The sequence below is a fragment of the Kitasatospora herbaricolor genome (assembly GCF_030813695.1).
Classification (GTDB): domain Bacteria; phylum Actinomycetota; class Actinomycetes; order Streptomycetales; family Streptomycetaceae; genus Kitasatospora; species Kitasatospora herbaricolor.
Genome location: NZ_JAUSVA010000002.1, coordinates 1,386,079 through 1,404,099, shown reverse-complemented (window position 1 = coordinate 1,404,099; position 18,021 = coordinate 1,386,079). Strand labels below are relative to the sequence as shown.

The following is an 18,021-nucleotide window of genomic DNA, read 5'->3' as shown; positions in this document are numbered from 1 at the left end:
CTTCGAGGATCCCGGTGAAGCAGTCGTCCGCCGGCCCGGCGCGGGCCGGCGCCACCCGTGCGGCCGGCCGGATCGGGGTGCTCGCCGTCCTGGTGCTCGCCGCGCTCTACTCCCTGCTGCCGGTGTGGTGGCTGGTCGTCTCCGCCACCAAGAGCAGCAGCGACCTGTTCTCCAGCAACGGGTTCTGGTTCGCCGGCCGGATCGAGATCGTGCGGAACGTCTCCACCCTGCTCGGCGTCCAGGACGGCATCTACGGACGCTGGCTGCTGAACAGCCTCCTCTACGCGGTCGGCGGCGCCCTCGCCGCGACGCTGCTCTCCGCGATGGCGGGCTACGTGCTGGCGAAGTACACCTTCCGCGGGCGTGAGGCGGTGTTCAACACCGTGCTCGGCGCGATCCTCATCCCCGCGCCGCTGTTCGCGCTGCCGCTCTACCTGATGTTCTCCGCCACCCACATCGTGAACACCTTCTGGGCGGTGTTCATCCCCAGCATCGTCAGCCCCTTCGGCGTCTACCTCTCCCGCATCTACGCCGCAGCCGCCGTCCCCGACGAACTGCTGGAGGCCGGACGCATCGACGGCGCCGGCGAGTTCAGGATCTTCCGCTCCATCGCCCTGCGGGTCCTGCAGCCCTCACTCGTCACGATCTTCCTGTTCCAGTTCGTGACCATCTGGACCAACTACCTGCTGCCCTCCCTGATGCTCGCCAACGACCGGCTGCAGCCGGTCACGGTCGGCCTGGTCGCCTGGAAGGAACAACGCGGCCAGACCGTCCCCTACAACCTCATCATCACCGGCGCCCTGCTCTCCGTGATCCCCATCGTGGTGATGTTCCTCCTGCTGCAGCGCTACTGGAAGGCCGGACTCACCTCCGGCAGCGTCAAGTAGCCCACCACACAACCCCGAAGAGGCATGGCAACAGATGAGTGAGCTGCGGCTGACCACCCTGACCCTGCCGACCGCCGCGGTCGGCCCGGTCAACCCCCTCCCGCCGCTGTTCGGCGGCGCCGACCTGCACCAGGTCGAGGACACCTCGCAGGCCGACGAGGAGATGCGCCACAACATCGGCTACGGCCGCGTCCCCTCCGTCATGCCCTACCTGATGCAGGACGGCTACACCCGCGAACGCGCACCCGCCGAGCACCCGGTGGCGGTGCTGGAGAACGCCACGCTGCGGGCCACCTTCCTGCTCGGCGCCGGCGGCCGCCTCTGGTCCCTGATCCACAAACCCACCGGACGCGAACTCCTCTTCCGCAACCCCGTCTTCCAACCCGCCAACCTCGCCCTGCGCGGCGCCTGGCTGGCCGGCGGCGTCGAATGGAACATCGCCACCATCGGCCACACCCCCACCACCTGCGAACCCCTGCACACCGCCCGCCTCACCCGCCCCGACGGCACCCCCGTCCTACGGATGTGGGAGTACGAACGCATCCGCGGCGTCGTCTACCAGATCGACGCCCACCTGCCCGACGACTCCCAGGTCCTGCTCGTCCACATCCGCATCACCAACCCCCGCGACACCACCGTCCCCATGTACTGGTGGTCCAACATCGCCGTCCCCGAAGCCCCCGACGTGCGCGTGCTGGCACCCGCCGACGCCGCCTGGCAGTTCTCCTACGACCGCCGCATCCACCACATCGACCTGCCCGCCCCCCACGGCACCGACCTCACCCGCACCACCCGCTCCCGCGACGCCGCCGACTACTTCTTCGACATCCCCGACCACCGACGCCACTGGATCACCGCCCTCGACGCGAGCGGCCGCGGCCTGGTCCAAACCTCCACCCGCCGCCTGCGCGGCCGCAAACTCTTCCTCTGGGGACAGGGCGAAGGCGGCCGCCACTGGCAGGAATGGCTCTCCGAACCCGGCCACGCCTACCTCGAGATCCAGGCCGGCCTCGCCCGCACCCAACTCGAACACCTCCCCATGCCCGCCGGCGCCCAATGGTCCTGGACCGAGGCCTACGGCCTCCTGGAAGCCGACCCCGACGCCGTCCACAGCACCGACTGGACCACCGCCCGGGAAGCCGCGCAGCACAGCCTGGACCAGCTCCTCCCACAGAGCGCACTGGACGCCGAACTCCAAGCCGCCACCCACTGGATCGACCAACAACCCGACGAGATCCTCCACACCGGCTCCGGCTGGGGCGCCCTCGAACACCACCGCCGCACCAAAACCGGCGAAGCCCCCCTCAGCACCCCCGGCGCACCCTTCCCCGACACCACCCTCGGCCCCGAACAGGCCCCCTGGCTCGAACTCCTCCACCACGGACGCATCACCGCCGACCCCGGCCGGGCACCCGCCTCCCACCAGAGCGACCCCGCCTGGGGGGACCTGCTCCGCGCCGCCGACGGCTGGCTCGCCCAACTCCACCTCGGCACCCTCCACGCCCACACCGGCGACCACCAAGCCGCCCGCAAAGCCTGGCAACACTCCCTCGAACTGCACCCCACCCCCTGGGCCTGGCGCAACCTCGCCACCCTCGCCGCCCACACCGGCGACCCCGACGAGGCCGCCCACGCCTACCGCCAAGCACTCCAACTCGCCCCCACCCTGCTCCCCCTCGTCCTGGAGAGCGCCGGCCTCCTGCTCCGGGCCGGCCACCCCCACGAGGTACTGGAGCACCTCGAAACACTCGACACCACCCAACGCGCAACCGGCCGGGTCCGCTGGACCGAGGCCCGCGCCGCCCTCGACACCGGCGACACCGACCGCTGCGGACGCCTCCTCCACGAAGGCATCGAAGTCGCCGACATCCGCGAAGGCGAGAACTCCCTCCACGAACTCTGGTTCGCCCACCAACGCGCGACCAGCGACATCACACCCGGCCTCCCACTCCCGCGCGCCTACGACTTCCGGATGCTCACCGCGGACGCGACCAGCTGACGCCTGAACGCGAAGCCGTCGGCGGGCATGCGAGCCAGTGACATTGGCGATTACTTGTCGATGACGGACCGAGGCCCCGAGACTCCCCTACCTCACTGTTCCGTTGATGGTCGTCGCGCGGGCGGCCTGGTGCGGGTTCGGTCCCTGGGCCCGCTCATCCGCTGTAGCAGGCGCGGCGGCCCGCCGCGACCAAGCGCAAGCAGATGGCCCTGGTCTCCGCCCCACCCGCCCCTGGTGCGAGGCCCGGGTGCGGCATGCCAGGCCGGCTCGATCGCGGTGGGCTGCCCGCAGGCGGTCAAGGTCTTGGCTGGCTGATCATGGTGATAGGAGGATGCGGCGGCGTAGGAGGTCGAACTTGGCCTGCCCGTACATCTGGCGCTTGAGCAGCTTGATCCTGGTCACGTTGCCCTCTACTGCTCCCGAGGTGAGTGTGGTGTTGAGGGCCGCGAGAACGGCGGCATGGTCGCGTCGGATCCCGCCGGCCAGGCTGCGTAGTTCGGGTTGCCCGTCGAGGCGGACGTCGGCGAGCCAGACATCCAGGGCCAGGTGCTCGCTGCGGCGTTCGCGGACCGTGGTCGCCAGGCGTCGGGCGTACTCACTGGTCGTGGCCAGGGCCGGGCTGCGTTCGCACAGCTCGTCGAGGCACTTGCGTTCGGTGTCGTCGAGCCGCTCGGGTCGGCGCATGATCCAGTCGGTGACGCGGCGGACGGTCAGGTGGGGTGGTGGGCCTCCGCCGGGATCGCTCCGGTTCGGTAGAGCCGCAGATGACGCTGAACAGTGTTGACGTCCCCGCGGTAGCCCAGTTGCTGGATCTTGCGGGTGAGTGCGGAGGCGTTGGTGCAGCCCTCCATCCACCGGTGGTGCAGGTAGCGCCGGTAGTCGTCGATCACGCTGGGGCGATGGGTCGCCGCGACGAGGAGTTGCTCCACGTCGGCGGCTCGGGCGAAACGCAGGACGGTGCCGCGACTGAGGCGGAGCTCACGGGCGATGGCCCGCAGGCTGTCGCCGCGCTCGATCCGTTCGTGGATCTGCTGGTGACGCTCGCGCGTGCGGGCGACCAGGGGACGCGGCCGGCCGTGGACGTCCAGCTCGTTCGAGCCGGCAGCTCCGGAACGGGGCATCTCATCCCGCTCTTCTCCGAGGTCGAGGGATTCGCGCAGGTCAGCGCGATGGCGGCCGACGACGCGCTCGACGGCCTCGGCGAGGTTGTGCAGCAGGTGCCAGGCATCGGCGACCTGTTGCGCCTGCGGCGCACCCGTGCGGGCACCGTCGCGAAAGGACCCGGCGCGGTCGCGGCAGATCGTCCGCACTTCGGGGTGGTCGCGCAGCCAGGTGGCGAAGGTGTTCGCGGCACGACCGGCGAGGACGTCGACCGGCCGGTGGGTGTCCATGTCCACGAGGACCGTCGCGTAGGTGCGACCGCGCCGGATGGCGAACTCGTCCACCCCCAGACGCGGGACGAGGCCAGACGACGGGACGGGTGGCGCCCGGATGAGACGGAGCAGGGTGTCCCGGCACGTGGTCATGGCCAGACGCCCGGAGATCCGGGCTCCGGCCCGGCCGCCCAAGAACAGGGCAATGTCGGTGAGCTGAGCCGTGAGCGCGGCCGTGCGACGCGCGTGGCGGGACGTCAAAGCGGGGATCTGCTCGGCGAACGTCCGCCGGCCGCACTGGTCGTTGCCGCACACGAGACGACGCGCCCTCAGGTCCAGCCGAACCCGCCTCCCCGCGACCGGACGGTCCGCAAGACGCCGCCGGTAGTAGCAGTGCAGCCGCGATGATCTCCGCTCGCACCCCGGGCAGACGGCCGATGCCGCCACCGACCGCACGGCGAGACGAACCTCGCTATCCCCAAGAACCATCTCCTCGACCTCCACACCGATCCCCGGGAAGAGAAGGTCCGCCACACGCACCGAATCCATCACGCCGAGGTCATGCCCATCGCCCGATCACGGCCGGCACGGACCCCTCAATCAGCGACAGAGCCCGGAAAGTGATCCAGAACCAGTTTCACCCGTCGCCGACAGGAAGTCGACAGCTCACGCAGTCTGCTCGCCCCGTGCTGGATCCTTCGGGTCGCCCTACTCGGGGGTGAACTCCAGCAGGAGGAGGGCAGAGTCGTCATCGGACGGGGCGCGCGTGAACTCGGCGACGTCGGTTCGGACGCGGTCGAGGGCTTCTTGCGGACTGCCTTCCTTCAGCAGTGGCCCCGCTCGCTCGCTCACGGGGTAGAACCGCCCTTCGCTGTCCCGGGCCTCGCTCAGGCCGTCTGTGTAGAACAAGAGCCGGTCTCCGGCACAGAGGGTCCACCTCGTCACGGTGGCCTGGAAGGGACCTGCCAGGGTGGAGAGACCGAAAGGCGGGACCGGCTCGTCCGCTTCTACGAAGCTGATCCTGCCGTCGTGCGTGAGCAGCAGGGGCGGGGGGTGACCGTGATTGAGCACCTGGAGGTGTCCGTCCGGGCTGATTTGGGCGAGAATACCGGTGACGAACCGTCGGCCGTCTGTTCGGCGGTCCAGCGCAGCTTCAATACGGTGGCCGACCTCTGCCAGTTCCTCCCGTTCGTGGCCGGCTTCACGGAACGCGGCCAGCACCACCGCCGCGCAGCGTACGGTCTGCAGGCCTTTGCCCTGGACGTCGGCGATGACGAGGCGCACGCCGTGCGGGGAGGGTGCCGCCTCGTACAAGTCTCCCCCTACGCGGGTGGCGCGGCTCGCGGAGACGTAGGAAGCTCCGAGGCGGACCGGCCCGATCGCCGATGGAAGGGGGACGAAGAGCACGTCTTCCAGCGTCTGGGCGACTTCCTGCACGTCCAGCAGGCGACTTTCGGTCTTCTGCCGGGACCTTGCCGCGTACACCGCCGCAAGTGTCACGTAGACGATGGCGACCAGCGCGACGTACATTCGCAGGGCGCCGAACCGGCCCGCCTTCGCCGCGAACAGGATACAGAGGCAGATCGCGACGGCACCCATCGCCACGACGTTCCGGATGGTTCCCCGCGCGGCGGCGATCGCAGGGCCTGCCGCGTACACGGGCAGCAGGTTGTACTCCGAGCCGGTGAAGGCGTCCATCACCGCAACGCCGAGCATCACTGCCAAGGGCAGCGCACTGGGTGAGTGCCCCACCGTTCTCACCGCTCGGCGCCAATCGGTCACCGCACCTCCCGTACGATCTGCGACTCGAATTTCGAAGGTCGAAATATCAACATGGATCAAAGCTCGATCCGGCTGGTTGAGGCACCAGCATAGAAATAGTGAGTCGCGCCCGCGATCCGGAACCGCCGTTGGTATACAACTCGAATCGGAGTGGTCATGGCTCGGTGAAGGAGCCTCGGCCCGGGTACCTCGCGGAGGCTCACCGGCCCGGGGCGGGTGAGTCGGCTGCTCTCACGGCGTGATCGAATGCGGCAGGCAGCGGTAATTTCGATCTTCCCCTACAGGGAGGCGGGCCGGGCTGATGGAATGGCTTGCGTCCAATCCCCTCTCCCCTCGCCGTGGAGTCCCGTGAACTGGCTGGACGCCATCCTGAAGGTTGTCACCGCCCTCGAACCGATCGTCGTACCGCTGATCACGTGAGGCGCGACATCAGGCGGATCCCCTGACCGGGCCGCCGCGACGGACTGCAGGAACCGTGCGCTTCACCGGCCTGACCCGGCCGGGTGGCCTCGGCGTTCCTGCGCCCCACCGCCGAGGATCGAGCGGGCCGCACCCTGCACCGGTCCAGATCCGCACCCTCCTGGGCGGCCTGCCCGTCAGGGAGTGACACTGCGGCCGGGTCCCCGACATCCTGCACATCGGCCCGATGGCCCAGGTCTGGCGTGCCGCCTGTGGCCACGGCTCGCGCGAGAGAACCATCGACGTCGTCGACACCCAGGGCGGTCTGACCGCCGCCGTCCAGGGACTTTCCCGCCGCCTGCGCCACCACGAGGAACAACGCGCCGCACGGATGCCCTTGTTGTTCGAGTACGACTGATTCCCTGCTTACGGTCTCGCCCCCGCGACCGAAGACGCCATCAGCCGCCTCACCGCGAACTGCGCACCTCCTGTGGGTGCCGTACCTGACGGTGCCGCAGCCATCGCTACGGCCGCCCGCTCCGGCTCATCCGCGCCCCATCGGGAGGCCGGGCACCGTGACCGGGGGTGTTCATGCTGCGAGGGCGAAGTAGCGGATCCAGAGGTAGAGGGCGGAGACGGCGATGGTGACAGCGGCGACGGGGGCGCCGTAGCGGGTGAAGGTCCAGAAGCTGATGGGGGTGCGGTTGCGCTCGGCGATGCCGAGGACGACGACGTTGGCGGAGGCGCCGATGGCGGTGGCGTTGCCGCCGAGGTCGGCGCCCAGTGCGAGGGCCCACCACAGGACGTGCCCGTAGGGCTCGCCGACGGTGTGGACGAGGTCGGCGGTGATGGGGGCCATGGTGGCGACGTACGGGATGTTGTCGACCACCGCCGACAGGATCCCGGAGGCGACGAGCAGGAGCATGACGGCGCCGAGCGGGTTGCCGCCGGTGGCGTCGGCGAGGGCCTTGGAGACGGTCTCGATGACGCCGGTCTCGATGAGGGCGCCGACCATGACGAACAGTCCGGCGAAGAACGCGAGGGTGGGCCATTCGACCTCGGCGAGGACGTCCTTGACCTCGACCTTGGAGATGGCGACCAGCAGGCCGGCGCCGAGGAGGGCGACCACGGACGGGGCGTAGTGGACGACGGGGTGCAGGACGAAGCCGGCGATGACCAGGGTGAGGACGGTGAGGCCCTGGGCGAGGAGGCGGTGGTCGTGGACGGCCTCGCGTTCGTTGAGGGCCATGACCTCGGCGGCGCGGTCCTCGTCGTGGACGAAGAAGCGCCGGAACATGACCCGGCACATCACCAGCAGCACGCCGGTCAGCAGGACGGCGAGGGGGGCGAGGTGGACGAGGAAGTCGTTGAAGTTCAGGCCGCCGCGGCTGGCGATGATGATGTTCGGCGGGTCTCCGACCAGGGTGGCGATCCCGCCGATGTTCGAGGCGAGGACCTCGGCGATCAGGAACGGCTCCGGCTTCAGCCCCAGACGTTTGCAGACCAGCAGGGTGACCGGGGCGACCAGCAGCACGGTGGTGACGTTGTCGAGCAGCGCGGACGCGGTGGCGGTGATCACAACGAGCATCGCCATCACGCGGAAGGGCTTGGCGCGGGCGCGCTTGACGGACCAGATGGCCAGGTACTCGAAGAGGCCGGTGCGTTTGAGGACTCCGACGATCATCATCATGCCCATGAGCAGGAAGATGACGTTCCAGTCGATGCCGGAGTCGGTGGAGAAGAACGCCGACTCGTCGTCGGTGGCGCGGACGGCGAGCATGAGGGCGGCGCCGCCGAGGGCCGCGGCCACCCGGTGGACCCATTCGGTGATGATCAGGACGTAGGCGGCCGCGAAGACCGCCAGGGCCGCCCAGGCTTGCCAGTTGTTCACGCGTTCCCCAGGAGTCGGTGCAGCAGGTTGGAGGCGGTGATGACGCCCAGCAGTTCCCCGCCGCTGCCGCTGCCGCTGCCGCTGCCGCTGCCGCTGCCGCTGCCGCCGCCGCTGCCGCCGCGGCGGCCGGTGGGGTGTTGGACGACGGCGACCAGCGGGCTGCGGGTGCGGGCCATCAGGGCCGCGACCTCCACGGCGGTGTCGTCGGCGGCGGCGACGGCCGGCGCGGGTGCGTCCCTCGGCAGGCACTCCCGCACGCTGACGCCGGTGAGTTCGTCGCAGAGCCGGTCGGCGTGGGCCTCGTCGATGACCGCGGCGAGCGAGGGGTCCTCGATGACGTAGCCGGGCACCAGCATCCGCACCAGCTGGGAGGCGGGCAGGACGGCTCCGGGGTGGCCCGACTCGTCCAGCACGAGGAGGCCGGGCAGGCGGTGCTCGGCCAGGAGCCTCGCCGCGTCGAGGGCCTGGTCGTCCAGGCTCACGGTGGGGAACGGCTCGGCGAGGTCGCGTGCGCGCATCGTCAGATCTCCTTCGTCACAGGCAGCGTGTCGGCGGCCCGTCGGGCCGGGACGGTGTCGGCCGTCCGGGGCGTCGTCGGGGTGGGGTCCTCGGGTCGTGCGGTGTCATCCTGGCCGTCGGGCAGGGGCACCAGGTCATCGACACGGAACAGGCGGGCGACGGGAACGTCCGAGCTGGAGTGCAGGGCGATGGAGACGGCGATGCACACCGCGATCAGCGTGTACGCCTGCCCGCCCTCGGGGATGCCGGCCTGCAGGACCAGCAGCCCGTACACCACCGACGCGAAGCCCTTCGGGCCGAACCAGGCGGCGACCAACTGCTCGCGGCGGTCGATGCGCGAGCGGAGCAGGGAGATCAGCAGGGAGGCGGGGCGGATCAGCACGATCGCCAGCACCACCGCGACATACCCGCCGACGGACAGGTCCCCGAACAGGCGCGGGGTGAGCAGGGCGCCGAAGACCAGCAGCGCGGCGAACTTGCTCAGCTCCGCGAGCGCCTCACCCAGCGGCTCGAACGTCGCCTTGGACTCCGGCGAGACGGACGCGAGGACCGCGCCGGCGGAGAACGCGGCCAGGTAGGGGTTCGCGCCGGTGAGGTGGCAGACGGCGTAGAGGATGACGCCGGTCGCCAGCGGCAGCAGCGGCTGCAGCTTCGCCTCCGCACCGAGCACCGGCACCCGCACCAGCAGGTTCACCACCAGCGGCAGCACAACGCCCAGGGCCAGGCCGCCGAGCAGCTCCAGGCCGATCACCCCGAAAGAGGACTCCGCAGTGGGCGACGTGGGACCGGCGGCGGCGATCAGCACCAGCACCACCGGCAGCGCGAGACCGTCGTTGAGGCCCGACTCGACGTTCAGCAACTGCCGCAGCCGGGCCGGGACCTCCTTGCGACCCACGACCGCCGAGGCGAACACCGGATCCGTCGGGGCGAGGACCGCACCGACCAGCAGCGACGTCGTCCACTCCAGCCCGACGAGTAAATGCGTCACCAGGGCCATGCCGGCGAACGCCAACGGCATGCCCAGGCCGAGCGCGCGGGCCGGGCTGCGCCACGCCCCGCGCAGGGCCGGGAAGGAGACGTGCATGCCGTCGGTGAACAGGACCGTGAACAGCGCCAGGTCGGCGGTCATGACCACGATCGGGTCGTTGGGGGCGATGTGGATCAGCCCGAGGAAACCGTCACCGACCAGCGCACCCGCCAACAGGAACAACAGCGAGGTCGACAGGACGGTACGGGCAGCGAGCCCGGAGACGAGGACCGCGGCGAGGAGCGCGACCCCGAAAACAGCGATGAGCACCATGCGAGCCCCCTGGCGAAGAAGAGATCTGTCCCTTGTTCGCCGACCAGGCTTCCCGGCACTCCACTACGGACTTTATGCGACGTTTACGCTTTCCTGACAGGTTTTTGACGGCCCTGACCCCGGATGTCGGCTCCATGGCGGAGCCCGGTCCGTCCCTGCCGGTGGTGGCGGGCGGTGTCAGGGGGTTTCGTCGCTGTAGGCGAGGAAGCGGTCCAGGCCCAGGGCCCGCAGTGCGGCCCGCGTGCTCGGGCCGGCGCGGTGGACGGTGACTGCGACGTCGTGATCGCGGGCCGCGGCGCCGAGGGGGAGGAAGACGGCGGCGACCGACGACGGCGGCAGCGCCCCGGCGTGGGCAAGGTCGATGTGTGCCTCGCGCGGACCGGCCGCGAGCAGGTGAGCCAGGGCCCGTCCGGCGCGTTGTGCGTCCTTCGCTCCGACTGCGCCGCGCAGGCCCACCACCACGGTGCCGGGACCGGCCTGTCGTACGTCCACGGCCCGCACGGGGCCGTGCGTCAGCAGCCAGTTGGTCCAGGCTCGGTCGGGCACGGCATCCCTTCCACGGTCAGCGGTTCACCGGACGGTGAGGGATTCGCCAGCGGCCTGGAGCCGAACCCGGAGGGTGGCGGCGAAGTCCTCGGCGCGCGAGAGCTCGACGCGCAGATCCGCGACGCCTTCGGTGGCAGCCTGCTCGTAGGCGCGCACCCGCTCCAGCAGCGTCTCCCGCGCGGCTGGTCGGCGTCGAGGAGGTCGGTGGCCACCGGCAGGTCGCGCATTCGGGCGAGGGAGGAACCCCGCTTCATCCGGGGGATCAACCCCGCGCGACGCCCGCCTCGACGCAGGGATGGAATCCGCCCTGGGCACGAACAGAAGGGACGACCGGACGGGCCTCCTCGGCGGCTCAATCCTGGGTAAGGGCGTCGGCGGAGGGCCAGACACCGTCTGCGGGCATTTCGAGCGTTTCGGCTATCGTCTGCCGCCAGGCGGGCGGAGTGAACGGCTCGCCCCAGTAGTCGGTCACCCGGACTGCCCTTCCGTCGTCGAGCTCGGCGACGGAGACGTTCCGGTAGACGCGGCCGTCGCCGTAGTCGGTGCTCCACTCGACGACGACGGTGTCGCCGCAGGCATGCCGCCTGCCGACCCCGAGTCTCAGCCCGACGAAGTGGGACTCCACTTCGGCGATCCGCGACCTCCCCCTGATGAGTTCGCCGCTCTGCGGCCACTGGCGTACCGCGTCCTCCGAAAGCCGGACGCCGAGCATGCGCTCAAGGCGGGTCGAGTGCGTGGGTTCTCCCATGGAGTGCACATTAGAACTGATCGCCCCAACGTCCTCGGAGGCTCGCGCGGTCGGCCGTCGCCCGTGCAAGGAGGGGATGCGGGAGGCCTTTCCTGGTGGATCGCCTGGAAGGCGGCGCGATGGAGTTCGAACACGTCACGGGCGATCGCGGCAATCTGAACGACACGTCCCGGTCGGCATCGATCTCTCCCAGGTCCACGGCGCGGTCGTCTCCGGGACGGCCGTTCCTCCGTCGGCTTCGGTGACGCAGGCCTGACGCCTGCGGCCGAGTGACGGGAGAGGCCCTGGTGCATCGCGCGCACATCACCTCGACGGCACGACGCCGAGAGCCTCGCCCTGAGGAGGGAACCCGCAGGCAGGTGCGCCGTCGCGCCCGGGATTCTCCCGGACGGCGACTTACCTGCGGCGGAGCCGGTGACGGGTCAGGAGAGGTGGCTGACCTCGGGCCAGTCGATGTCGACGGCGGCGTTCGTGCGCGGCCTCCGCCAGGAACGGGCCGTGTCGACCGTTGGGGATGAACGCGAAGGCCCGGTGCCGGGAACTGGGTGACGCCGGGGGTGTCGGCGGTGGCGCTGACGTGATGGGGGCGGATCCCTTGCGCCGGGTTCAGTAGGCACAACCGGCCGCCGACGGACGTACCGGGGATACTGCGCCTGTTACGTCGGTCGGGCGGAGGTGTCAGGCCCGGGTGCGGGGGAGGAGCCCGACGGTGTACCCGTCGTCGTCGACGACGGGCCATGCTTCCAGGTCTCGGATGCGCATGGCGGCCTGGGCGGTGTCGGCGGGCATGGACGCGTGCGCGAACGGGGCGCGGTCGTGGACGATGTCGTCCACCGAGGTGCTGCCGATGTCGTTGCCCCGGCGGTGGGGGTTGTCGCCCCGTCGGTAGGGGCCGAGTTGAGCGCTGGTCAGCAGCCCTGCGCAGCGGCCGTCGTGCCCGCGGACCAGCATGTGGCTCACGTGGGCGCTGCGGAGGATGTCGATCGCCGTGTCGGCCAGGACGTCGTCACTGATCTGCAGATCGGGCAGGTCCATCCGGTCCTGGACGGTGGCGCGGCGCTCGCCGGCGGGAGCGCCGGCCACCGCGCTGCCGTGGCCGGGCACGTCCTGCCCCGGGCTGGAGGGTTCCACCGGGAACGGCTGGTGGTTGGTCATCAGTCCGCTCCTCGCACGATGTGGGTCGGCGGCCCGGCCGCAAGCAGTTCGCCGGCGGTGCGGGTGTTCGTGGGGTCGGCTGCTGTGGCCATCAGCTTGGCGGCCGCGATTCCGTCGGTGTGCGGCGGGATCACCAGCAGGTCCAGGCGAAGCGGTGCGTAGGAGCGCACCATGATCTCGTCGGGGTCCTGCTCCTGCCGGAACCAGTCGGCATGGACGACGTGTCCGGCCACCGGGATCCGCGGGGGAATGTCGGGCCAGTGCGCGGGATTGAGGGTGACGCGGGTCACCCGTCCCCAGCGCCCGTCCAGTTCCTTGGCGAGGGAGGGGAGTTCGGCGAGAAGGTCGTACGACCGGGGCCACCAGGCACCGTCCAGCCGGCCTGGGGTGGCGTCGTCGGGCGTGAGCGTCAGACGCAGTGGTGCTGCGGGCGTCCGTGGGGTGTTCACACGGTCGAAGGTCACGGTCATGTCCCGGACCTGTCCCCGGGTCCATTCGCATGGGCCCGGCATTGTCGGTCTCCGGAGACGAAGCCGGATCGGGGTCCGGCCTGCGATGTGCCTTCGGTAGCTCCCAGGCTACTCCGGTGCGGCGCCCGACCCACCACGCCCTGCCGGGGCCCACCATGCTCCCCAGGGCCGGCCTGCGACCGGGCCCGGCCGAGGAGCGGCTGCGGCCCCGCCGCAGTGCGGACGGCAGGGCCGGCCCGATTGCCGCCGCCCGGCCGGGCCGGCCCTTTGACCACACCTATGGCCCGCCACCTGCGTGTTGTCCGGGGGACCGGTCGTGGGTGTGGTGGAGTGGGCGACTATGGCAGAGGGTGATGGGTGGCCCGACAGGGTCGTGGTGGACCGGTCGGAGGGGTTCGGTGAGCGGCTGCTCGGGGTGCTGCTGGACCGGGCGCACGAGATGCCGCCGCAGCTGATCGCCCCGCTGATCGCCGAGGAGGTCGCCATCGTCGGGGGCCGGGAGGTCTCGATCCTGCTGCAGGACTACGAGCAGCTGATGCTGGTCCCGCTGCCCGGGCGCCGGTTGAGGGTGGGGGAGCCCCAGCCGATCGACGCTTCCCCCGCCGGCGCGGCGTTCCTGCGCGCGACGGCGGTCGAGGTGGCGCAGCCCGACGGGGTGCGGATGTACCTTCCGCTGCTGGACGGCAGTGACCAGGTGGGGGTTCTGGCCCTGACGCTGGATGCCGTGGACGACGACGACCGGCGGCTGCTGCGGCGGCTCGCCGGTCTGGTGGCCGACATGTTGGTGACCAAGAACGGGTACACCGACGAGTTCTTCGAGGCGCGTCGCCTCGCTCCGATGACGACCGCTGCGGAGATCCAGTGGTCGCTGCTGCCGCCGTTGACGATGTCCACCCCGCAGGTCGAGGTCGCCGGGATCCTGGAGCCCGCCTACCAGGTGGCCGGTGACAGTTTCGACTACGCGCTGAACGGCGACATCCTTCATGTGGCCGTGATCGACGCGATGGGCCACGGGCTGGACGCGGCGGTGATGGCGGCGGTCGCCATCGGGGCCTACCGGCACTCCCGGCGCTCGGGCATCGCGCTGGCCGAGACGTACGCCTTCATGGACACGGCGATCGCCGACCAGTTCGGGCCCGAGCAGTTCGTCACCGCGCACATGATGCAGCTCAACGTCGTCTCGGGACGCCTGCAGTGGGTCAACGCCGGTCATCCGGCGCCGCTGCTGATCCGCGACCACGACGTCGTCCAGCAACTGAAGGGCCCCACGACACTGCCGGTCGGCTTCGGCGGGGAGCAGCCGCGGATCAGCGAACAGCAGCTGCGGCGCGGTGACCGGGTTCTCCTCTTCACCGACGGTCTTGTCGAGGAGCACCTGGCCGGCGGTGAGCAGTTCGGCGAGGAACAGCTGATCGACGCCGTCACCCGGGTGGGGCGTGCGCAGGTCGGCCTGCGGTCGACGGTGCGGGAGCTGTCCCACACCCTGAAGCGGGAGCGCGGCGGAGCCACCAGCGACGACGCGACGCTCTTCCTGGTCGAATGGCGTGGCGGCAGCGCCGACCACCTCGCCACGGCCTCCTGGGACGACGCCGCCGCCACCCCTCCCGGAAGGGCGGGCAGCACCAGGCCCCCGGCCCCCCTCACCTGACCACGAAGACAGCGCCCCACCGCACGCTGCCCTTGTGCGCTCCGCACTGCCCACCAACGCGATCGTCCACGCCGCACCCGGCACCGTCCAAGCCACGCTGCCCCGGGCCGACCCAGGTTCCGGCCCGGCTCGGCGAACCTGGGCGGCGACAGCGGCCGATTGCCGGACAACCCAGGGCCGGGATCCGCCAGGGCACCGGCCTTCGGCACGGGAGCGCCGTGCGAGCGGCCGTGATGTTGTCCGCTGTCGCCCGAGTGTCAACGCCGAAGCGGGGGCTCCTGACTTGTCCGCACGGTGGGCAGGGTAAGGCCTGGGGCCCGGGTCGCGGTGATTGAGGACGACGGATACCTCGGCTGGCTGGCGTTCGAGGCCGGAGCCTGGGGGATCGGCCATGTGGCGGGAAAGGGGTTCACCAACGTCGGAGGTCTTAGCTTTTTGTTTAACCTCGCAGGTCACCCGACCTGCTGGTCTGCGGTTCTTCCCGGGACAGCGGAGACGGCCGTTCTCCACGCTTCGAGATGTCGAGTCACGAAGCCCAAGAGAACGGCCGCGGCATATGAGTCTCCCCCTTGATCCGCCCACGAGCGACGCATTGGGCATCTTGTGCCGCTTTCGGGTTGAGTTCTACGACTGCCTGTACGTCCGCGCGGACGCGCTCTTCGAGCTGACGGACGGGGTGCTGTGCACGGACGGACCGGTGAAAACGCTGGTGGAACTCTCACTCGCGGCCGAGCACCGGCGCGGGCACGGCGTCCTGTACCAGGCGCTGGACCGGGGATGGCTGGAGCTGAAGCGGCTGCGTCGCACCCTGACCGGCCTGCCGCTGCCACGGCTCGCGGACGGGAGGATCGCGCTGGCCGTAGAAGTCTCCAACTGGCTGCGGCCCGACGCCCCGACCAGCGACGAGCGCCTGTTCTGCCACGTCTACGGCCGCGGTCGAAGCGCCGACCAGTTCGTCCCCGGCTGGCCGTACTCCTTCGTCGCCGCCCTGGAGTCCGGGCGCACGTCATGGGTCGCACTGTTGGACGCGGTCCGGCTGGGACCGGCCGACGACGCGACCGTCGTCACCGCCGCCCAGCTGCGCGAGGTCGTCGAACGCATCATCGCGGCAGGCCACTGGCACCCAGGCGATCCGGACATCCTCATCGTGATGGACGCCGGCTACGACGTGACCCGCCTGGCCTACGTCCTGTCCGACCTGCCGGTCGAACTGGTCGGCCGACTACGCTCGGACCGGGTCATGCTCCGTGACCCGGGCGAGCCCCGCTCCACCCCTAAGGCCCGACGCCCGCGCCGGCACGGCGGCGTCTTCACCTTCGCCAAGCCCGACAGCTGGCACACCCCGGACGCCGCCACCACCACCGACACCACCCGCTACGGGAAGGCCGAGGCGAGAGCGTGGGACCGGATGCACCAGCGCCTGCAAAAGCGCGGCCCCTGGCTCGACCACGAAGGTGAAATCCCCATCACCCACGGCACGTTGATGCGCCTCAAGGTCGAACACCTGCCGGGCGAGAGGGACGCGAAACCGCTGTGGCTGTGGTCCTCCGCCACCGGCATCGACGCCGAGCACCTGGACCACGTTCCTGCGCAGATTCGATCTTGAGCACACCTTCCGACTCATGAAGCAGACCCTCGGTTGGACCGCCCCGCGCTTCCGCAACCCGGACACCGCCGACCTGTGGACCTGGCTCGTCATCGTCGCCCACACCCAACTCCGCCTCGCCCGCCCCCTCGCCGAGGACCTACGCCGCCCCTGGGAGAAACCGGCCCCGCCGAGCAGGCTCACCCCCGCCCGGGTCCGCCGCGGGTTCCGCAACATCCGCGCGAAGACGCCCAACCCAGCAGCCGTGCCGCAACCGACACGCCCAGGCCCCGGACGGCCACCGGGCTCGAAGAACCGCAGGCCGGCACCCCGCTACGACGTCGGGAAGACCGTCAAACGCGAACCCACGCTCGAAGCCCACCTCGCCAAAATCGCGGCGACAGCATAAAAATCAAGCTGAGGTCCCTGAGCAGCTGCGGGTGGCGCTCGCCGAGGAGCGCACTTCCACCTCGCCGCTCGCCCGGGGTCTGGGTGCCCCCACCGACACCTGGAACGTGCCCGACGGTGACCTGGTGGTGGAGGGCTGGGGCGCCGATCTGAGCCTGTGCGCGGTGCGGCGCCTGGACCGCCGCCTGGTGGGATGGATCGCCACCGCCGACGACGCCGGCGGCTGGGGGACCCTCGTCGACGGGCGCCAGGTCGTCGACGCTGCCGACGGCGAGCCCTGGCTCTCCCAGGACCCGCAGCACGCCCTCTCCCTGCTCCAGGCCGCCCTGGGCCCGCAGATCACCTGACGCCCCGACCGGTCGCGGGGCGCGCTGACCCGGCCGGCGGCGTGAAGGTGGTGCGCGCCACGGGCAATGGTGTGTGGCGCGCACCGCCCGCTGATTCTCCCAGAGCCCGCTGGTCACCCCCCGCCCGCCAGTCCCACGGGTCCTGAATGGCGGGTGAGTTGCGCGCCGTCCGGTAACGTTCCGTGTACGTATGTACGCATAGAGCAAGGAGCGTCCCATGGAGCCCAAGCACGGAGCAATCAGCTTCCCCCCGTCCCGAGCCCACCTCTACCTGGAGAACTGGCAGGCCAACGGCCTGGAGGCCGGCAAGTTCTTTCCCCAGACACAGGCGGGCCTGCCCGATCCCCTCGCCCCGACCGACGTGGTCAACGCGCAGCCGCCGGCGGACGGGAAGATCGCCAGCGCCGGGAAGGACTTCGCCGCCTCCCTGGACGAGGTGGGCCGCGACTGGAAGAAGCACCCGGTCACCTCCGGCCAGAGTCTGGAGATCACCTGGGGCTTCCACGCCCAGCACAGGACCCGCCGGTTCAACTACTTCCTCACCAAGAGCGGCTGGGACCCGGAGCAGGCCCTGACCCGCGCCCAGTTCGAGAGCGAGCCCTTCCACCGCGTCGAGCTGCCCGAACAGCCCTACTGGGAGCACCCGCTGAACCCGGGTAACCCCACCGTCCACACCCTGCGCCTGCCCGAGCGCCGCGCCGGCCACCAGGTCCTGCTCGCGGTGTGGGAGGTCGCCGACACGGGCCAGGCGTTCTACCAGGTCATCGACCTCCAGTTCACGTAGAACAACCGCCCCCGGGCGCAGCCGTGCGCCGGCCCCGCCCAGGCGGTAGGGCCGGCACACCCAGGCACCTCGGCGCCAGTCCGCAGGTCCTCCCAGGCCCACAGCCGACCGTCCGCACGGCCTGGCCGGCACGGCCCAGCCCCAGGGCACAACCGACAGCACGCCCCGCCGTCGCAGGCC

The 18,021-nt window shown here is 70.7% G+C and carries 17 protein-coding genes and 1 pseudogene; 7 read left to right on the top strand and 11 right to left on the bottom strand.

Annotated elements, in window-relative coordinates; genetic code table 11:
• Nucleotides 1-14 precede the first annotated feature (14 nt).
• Together J2S46_RS06515 and J2S46_RS06510 are read left to right on the top strand one after the other, a co-directional pair.
• Nucleotides 15-887, top strand: coding sequence for a carbohydrate ABC transporter permease (locus tag J2S46_RS06515; protein ID WP_229913456.1), 873 nt, complete (start codon nucleotides 15-17; stop codon nucleotides 885-887).
• A 34-nt stretch (nucleotides 888-921) separates the two neighbouring features.
• Complete coding sequence (locus tag J2S46_RS06510) at nucleotides 922-2,886, top strand: DUF5107 domain-containing protein (RefSeq protein ID WP_307349026.1); 1,965 nt, start codon at nucleotides 922-924, stop codon at nucleotides 2,884-2,886.
• Nucleotides 2,887-3,201: 315 nt separating this feature from the next.
• On the opposite strand, the gene J2S46_RS06505 is transcribed toward J2S46_RS06510, so the two are convergent.
• The 3 genes from J2S46_RS06505 to J2S46_RS06495 all read right to left on the bottom strand — a co-directional run bounded on the left by J2S46_RS06505 (nucleotide 3,202) and on the right by J2S46_RS06495 (nucleotide 6,041).
• Nucleotides 3,202-3,570, bottom strand: coding sequence for a transposase (locus tag J2S46_RS06505; RefSeq protein WP_191294767.1), 369 nt, complete (start codon nucleotides 3,568-3,570; stop codon nucleotides 3,202-3,204).
• A 26-nt stretch (nucleotides 3,571-3,596) separates the two neighbouring features.
• A complete protein-coding gene (locus J2S46_RS06500) occupies nucleotides 3,597-4,793 on the bottom strand; it encodes an ISL3 family transposase (RefSeq protein WP_191294768.1) in 1,197 nt (398 codons plus the stop codon).
• Nucleotides 4,794-4,967: 174 nt separating this feature from the next.
• Entirely contained in the window at nucleotides 4,968-6,041 is a 1,074-nt protein-coding gene (locus J2S46_RS06495; protein WP_191294769.1) for a PP2C family protein-serine/threonine phosphatase, read from the bottom strand.
• A gap of 646 nt (nucleotides 6,042-6,687) precedes the next feature.
• Here J2S46_RS06495 and J2S46_RS06490 point away from each other — a divergent pair.
• Nucleotides 6,688-6,858 (top strand): hypothetical protein, encoded by a 171-nt coding sequence (locus J2S46_RS06490; protein WP_191294770.1) that lies wholly within the window; start codon nucleotides 6,688-6,690, stop codon nucleotides 6,856-6,858.
• A gap of 171 nt (nucleotides 6,859-7,029) precedes the next feature.
• Here J2S46_RS06490 and J2S46_RS06485 read toward each other — a convergent pair whose 3' ends face one another.
• From J2S46_RS06485 to J2S46_RS06450, 8 genes are all read right to left on the bottom strand, one after another.
• Nucleotides 7,030-8,331: an ArsB/NhaD family transporter gene (locus tag J2S46_RS06485; protein WP_191294771.1), complete on the bottom strand. Its 1,302-nt coding sequence runs from the start codon at nucleotides 8,329-8,331 to the stop codon at nucleotides 7,030-7,032.
• Complete coding sequence (locus J2S46_RS06480; protein WP_191294772.1) at nucleotides 8,328-8,849, bottom strand: CBS domain-containing protein; 522 nt, start codon at nucleotides 8,847-8,849, stop codon at nucleotides 8,328-8,330. Before J2S46_RS06480 ends, J2S46_RS06485 begins: the two co-directional genes overlap by 4 nt.
• Nucleotides 8,850-8,851: 2 nt before the next feature.
• Nucleotides 8,852-10,150 (bottom strand): cation:proton antiporter, encoded by a 1,299-nt coding sequence (locus J2S46_RS06475; protein WP_191294773.1) that lies wholly within the window; start codon nucleotides 10,148-10,150, stop codon nucleotides 8,852-8,854.
• 177 nt (nucleotides 10,151-10,327) lie between these two features.
• Entirely contained in the window at nucleotides 10,328-10,696 is a 369-nt protein-coding gene (locus J2S46_RS06470; RefSeq protein WP_191294774.1) for an STAS domain-containing protein, read from the bottom strand.
• A 24-nt stretch (nucleotides 10,697-10,720) separates the two neighbouring features.
• Entirely contained in the window at nucleotides 10,721-10,852 is a 132-nt protein-coding gene (locus J2S46_RS06465) for a hypothetical protein (protein ID WP_307349014.1), read from the bottom strand.
• Nucleotides 10,853-11,048: 196 nt separating this feature from the next.
• Nucleotides 11,049-11,444 (bottom strand): nuclear transport factor 2 family protein, encoded by a 396-nt coding sequence (locus J2S46_RS06460; protein ID WP_191294775.1) that lies wholly within the window; start codon nucleotides 11,442-11,444, stop codon nucleotides 11,049-11,051.
• A 678-nt stretch (nucleotides 11,445-12,122) separates the two neighbouring features.
• Nucleotides 12,123-12,599 carry a CBS domain-containing protein gene (locus J2S46_RS06455; protein WP_191294776.1) on the bottom strand — a complete coding sequence of 159 codons (477 nt, stop codon included), beginning with the start codon at nucleotides 12,597-12,599 and terminating at the stop codon, nucleotides 12,123-12,125.
• On the bottom strand, nucleotides 12,599-13,063 hold the full coding sequence (locus J2S46_RS06450; protein ID WP_307349011.1) for a DUF5994 family protein: 465 nt from the start codon (nucleotides 13,061-13,063) through the stop codon (nucleotides 12,599-12,601). Before J2S46_RS06450 ends, J2S46_RS06455 begins: the two co-directional genes overlap by 1 nt.
• Nucleotides 13,064-13,409: 346 nt before the next feature.
• Between J2S46_RS06450 and J2S46_RS06445 the strand changes: the two genes are divergently transcribed.
• The 4 genes and pseudogenes from J2S46_RS06445 to J2S46_RS06430 all read left to right on the top strand — a co-directional run bounded on the left by J2S46_RS06445 (nucleotide 13,410) and on the right by J2S46_RS06430 (nucleotide 17,841).
• Nucleotides 13,410-14,717: a PP2C family protein-serine/threonine phosphatase gene (locus tag J2S46_RS06445; RefSeq protein ID WP_191294022.1), complete on the top strand. Its 1,308-nt coding sequence runs from the start codon at nucleotides 13,410-13,412 to the stop codon at nucleotides 14,715-14,717.
• A 556-nt stretch (nucleotides 14,718-15,273) separates the two neighbouring features.
• Nucleotides 15,274-16,711: pseudogene (locus tag J2S46_RS06440) on the top strand (NF041680 family putative transposase).
• A gap of 31 nt (nucleotides 16,712-16,742) precedes the next feature.
• A complete protein-coding gene (locus J2S46_RS06435; RefSeq protein WP_191294023.1) occupies nucleotides 16,743-17,057 on the top strand; it encodes a hypothetical protein in 315 nt (104 codons plus the stop codon).
• Between the two features lie 217 nt (nucleotides 17,058-17,274).
• Nucleotides 17,275-17,841, top strand: coding sequence for a lytic polysaccharide monooxygenase auxiliary activity family 9 protein (locus tag J2S46_RS06430; protein ID WP_191294024.1), 567 nt, complete (start codon nucleotides 17,275-17,277; stop codon nucleotides 17,839-17,841).
• Nucleotides 17,842-18,021: the final 180 nt, after the last annotated feature.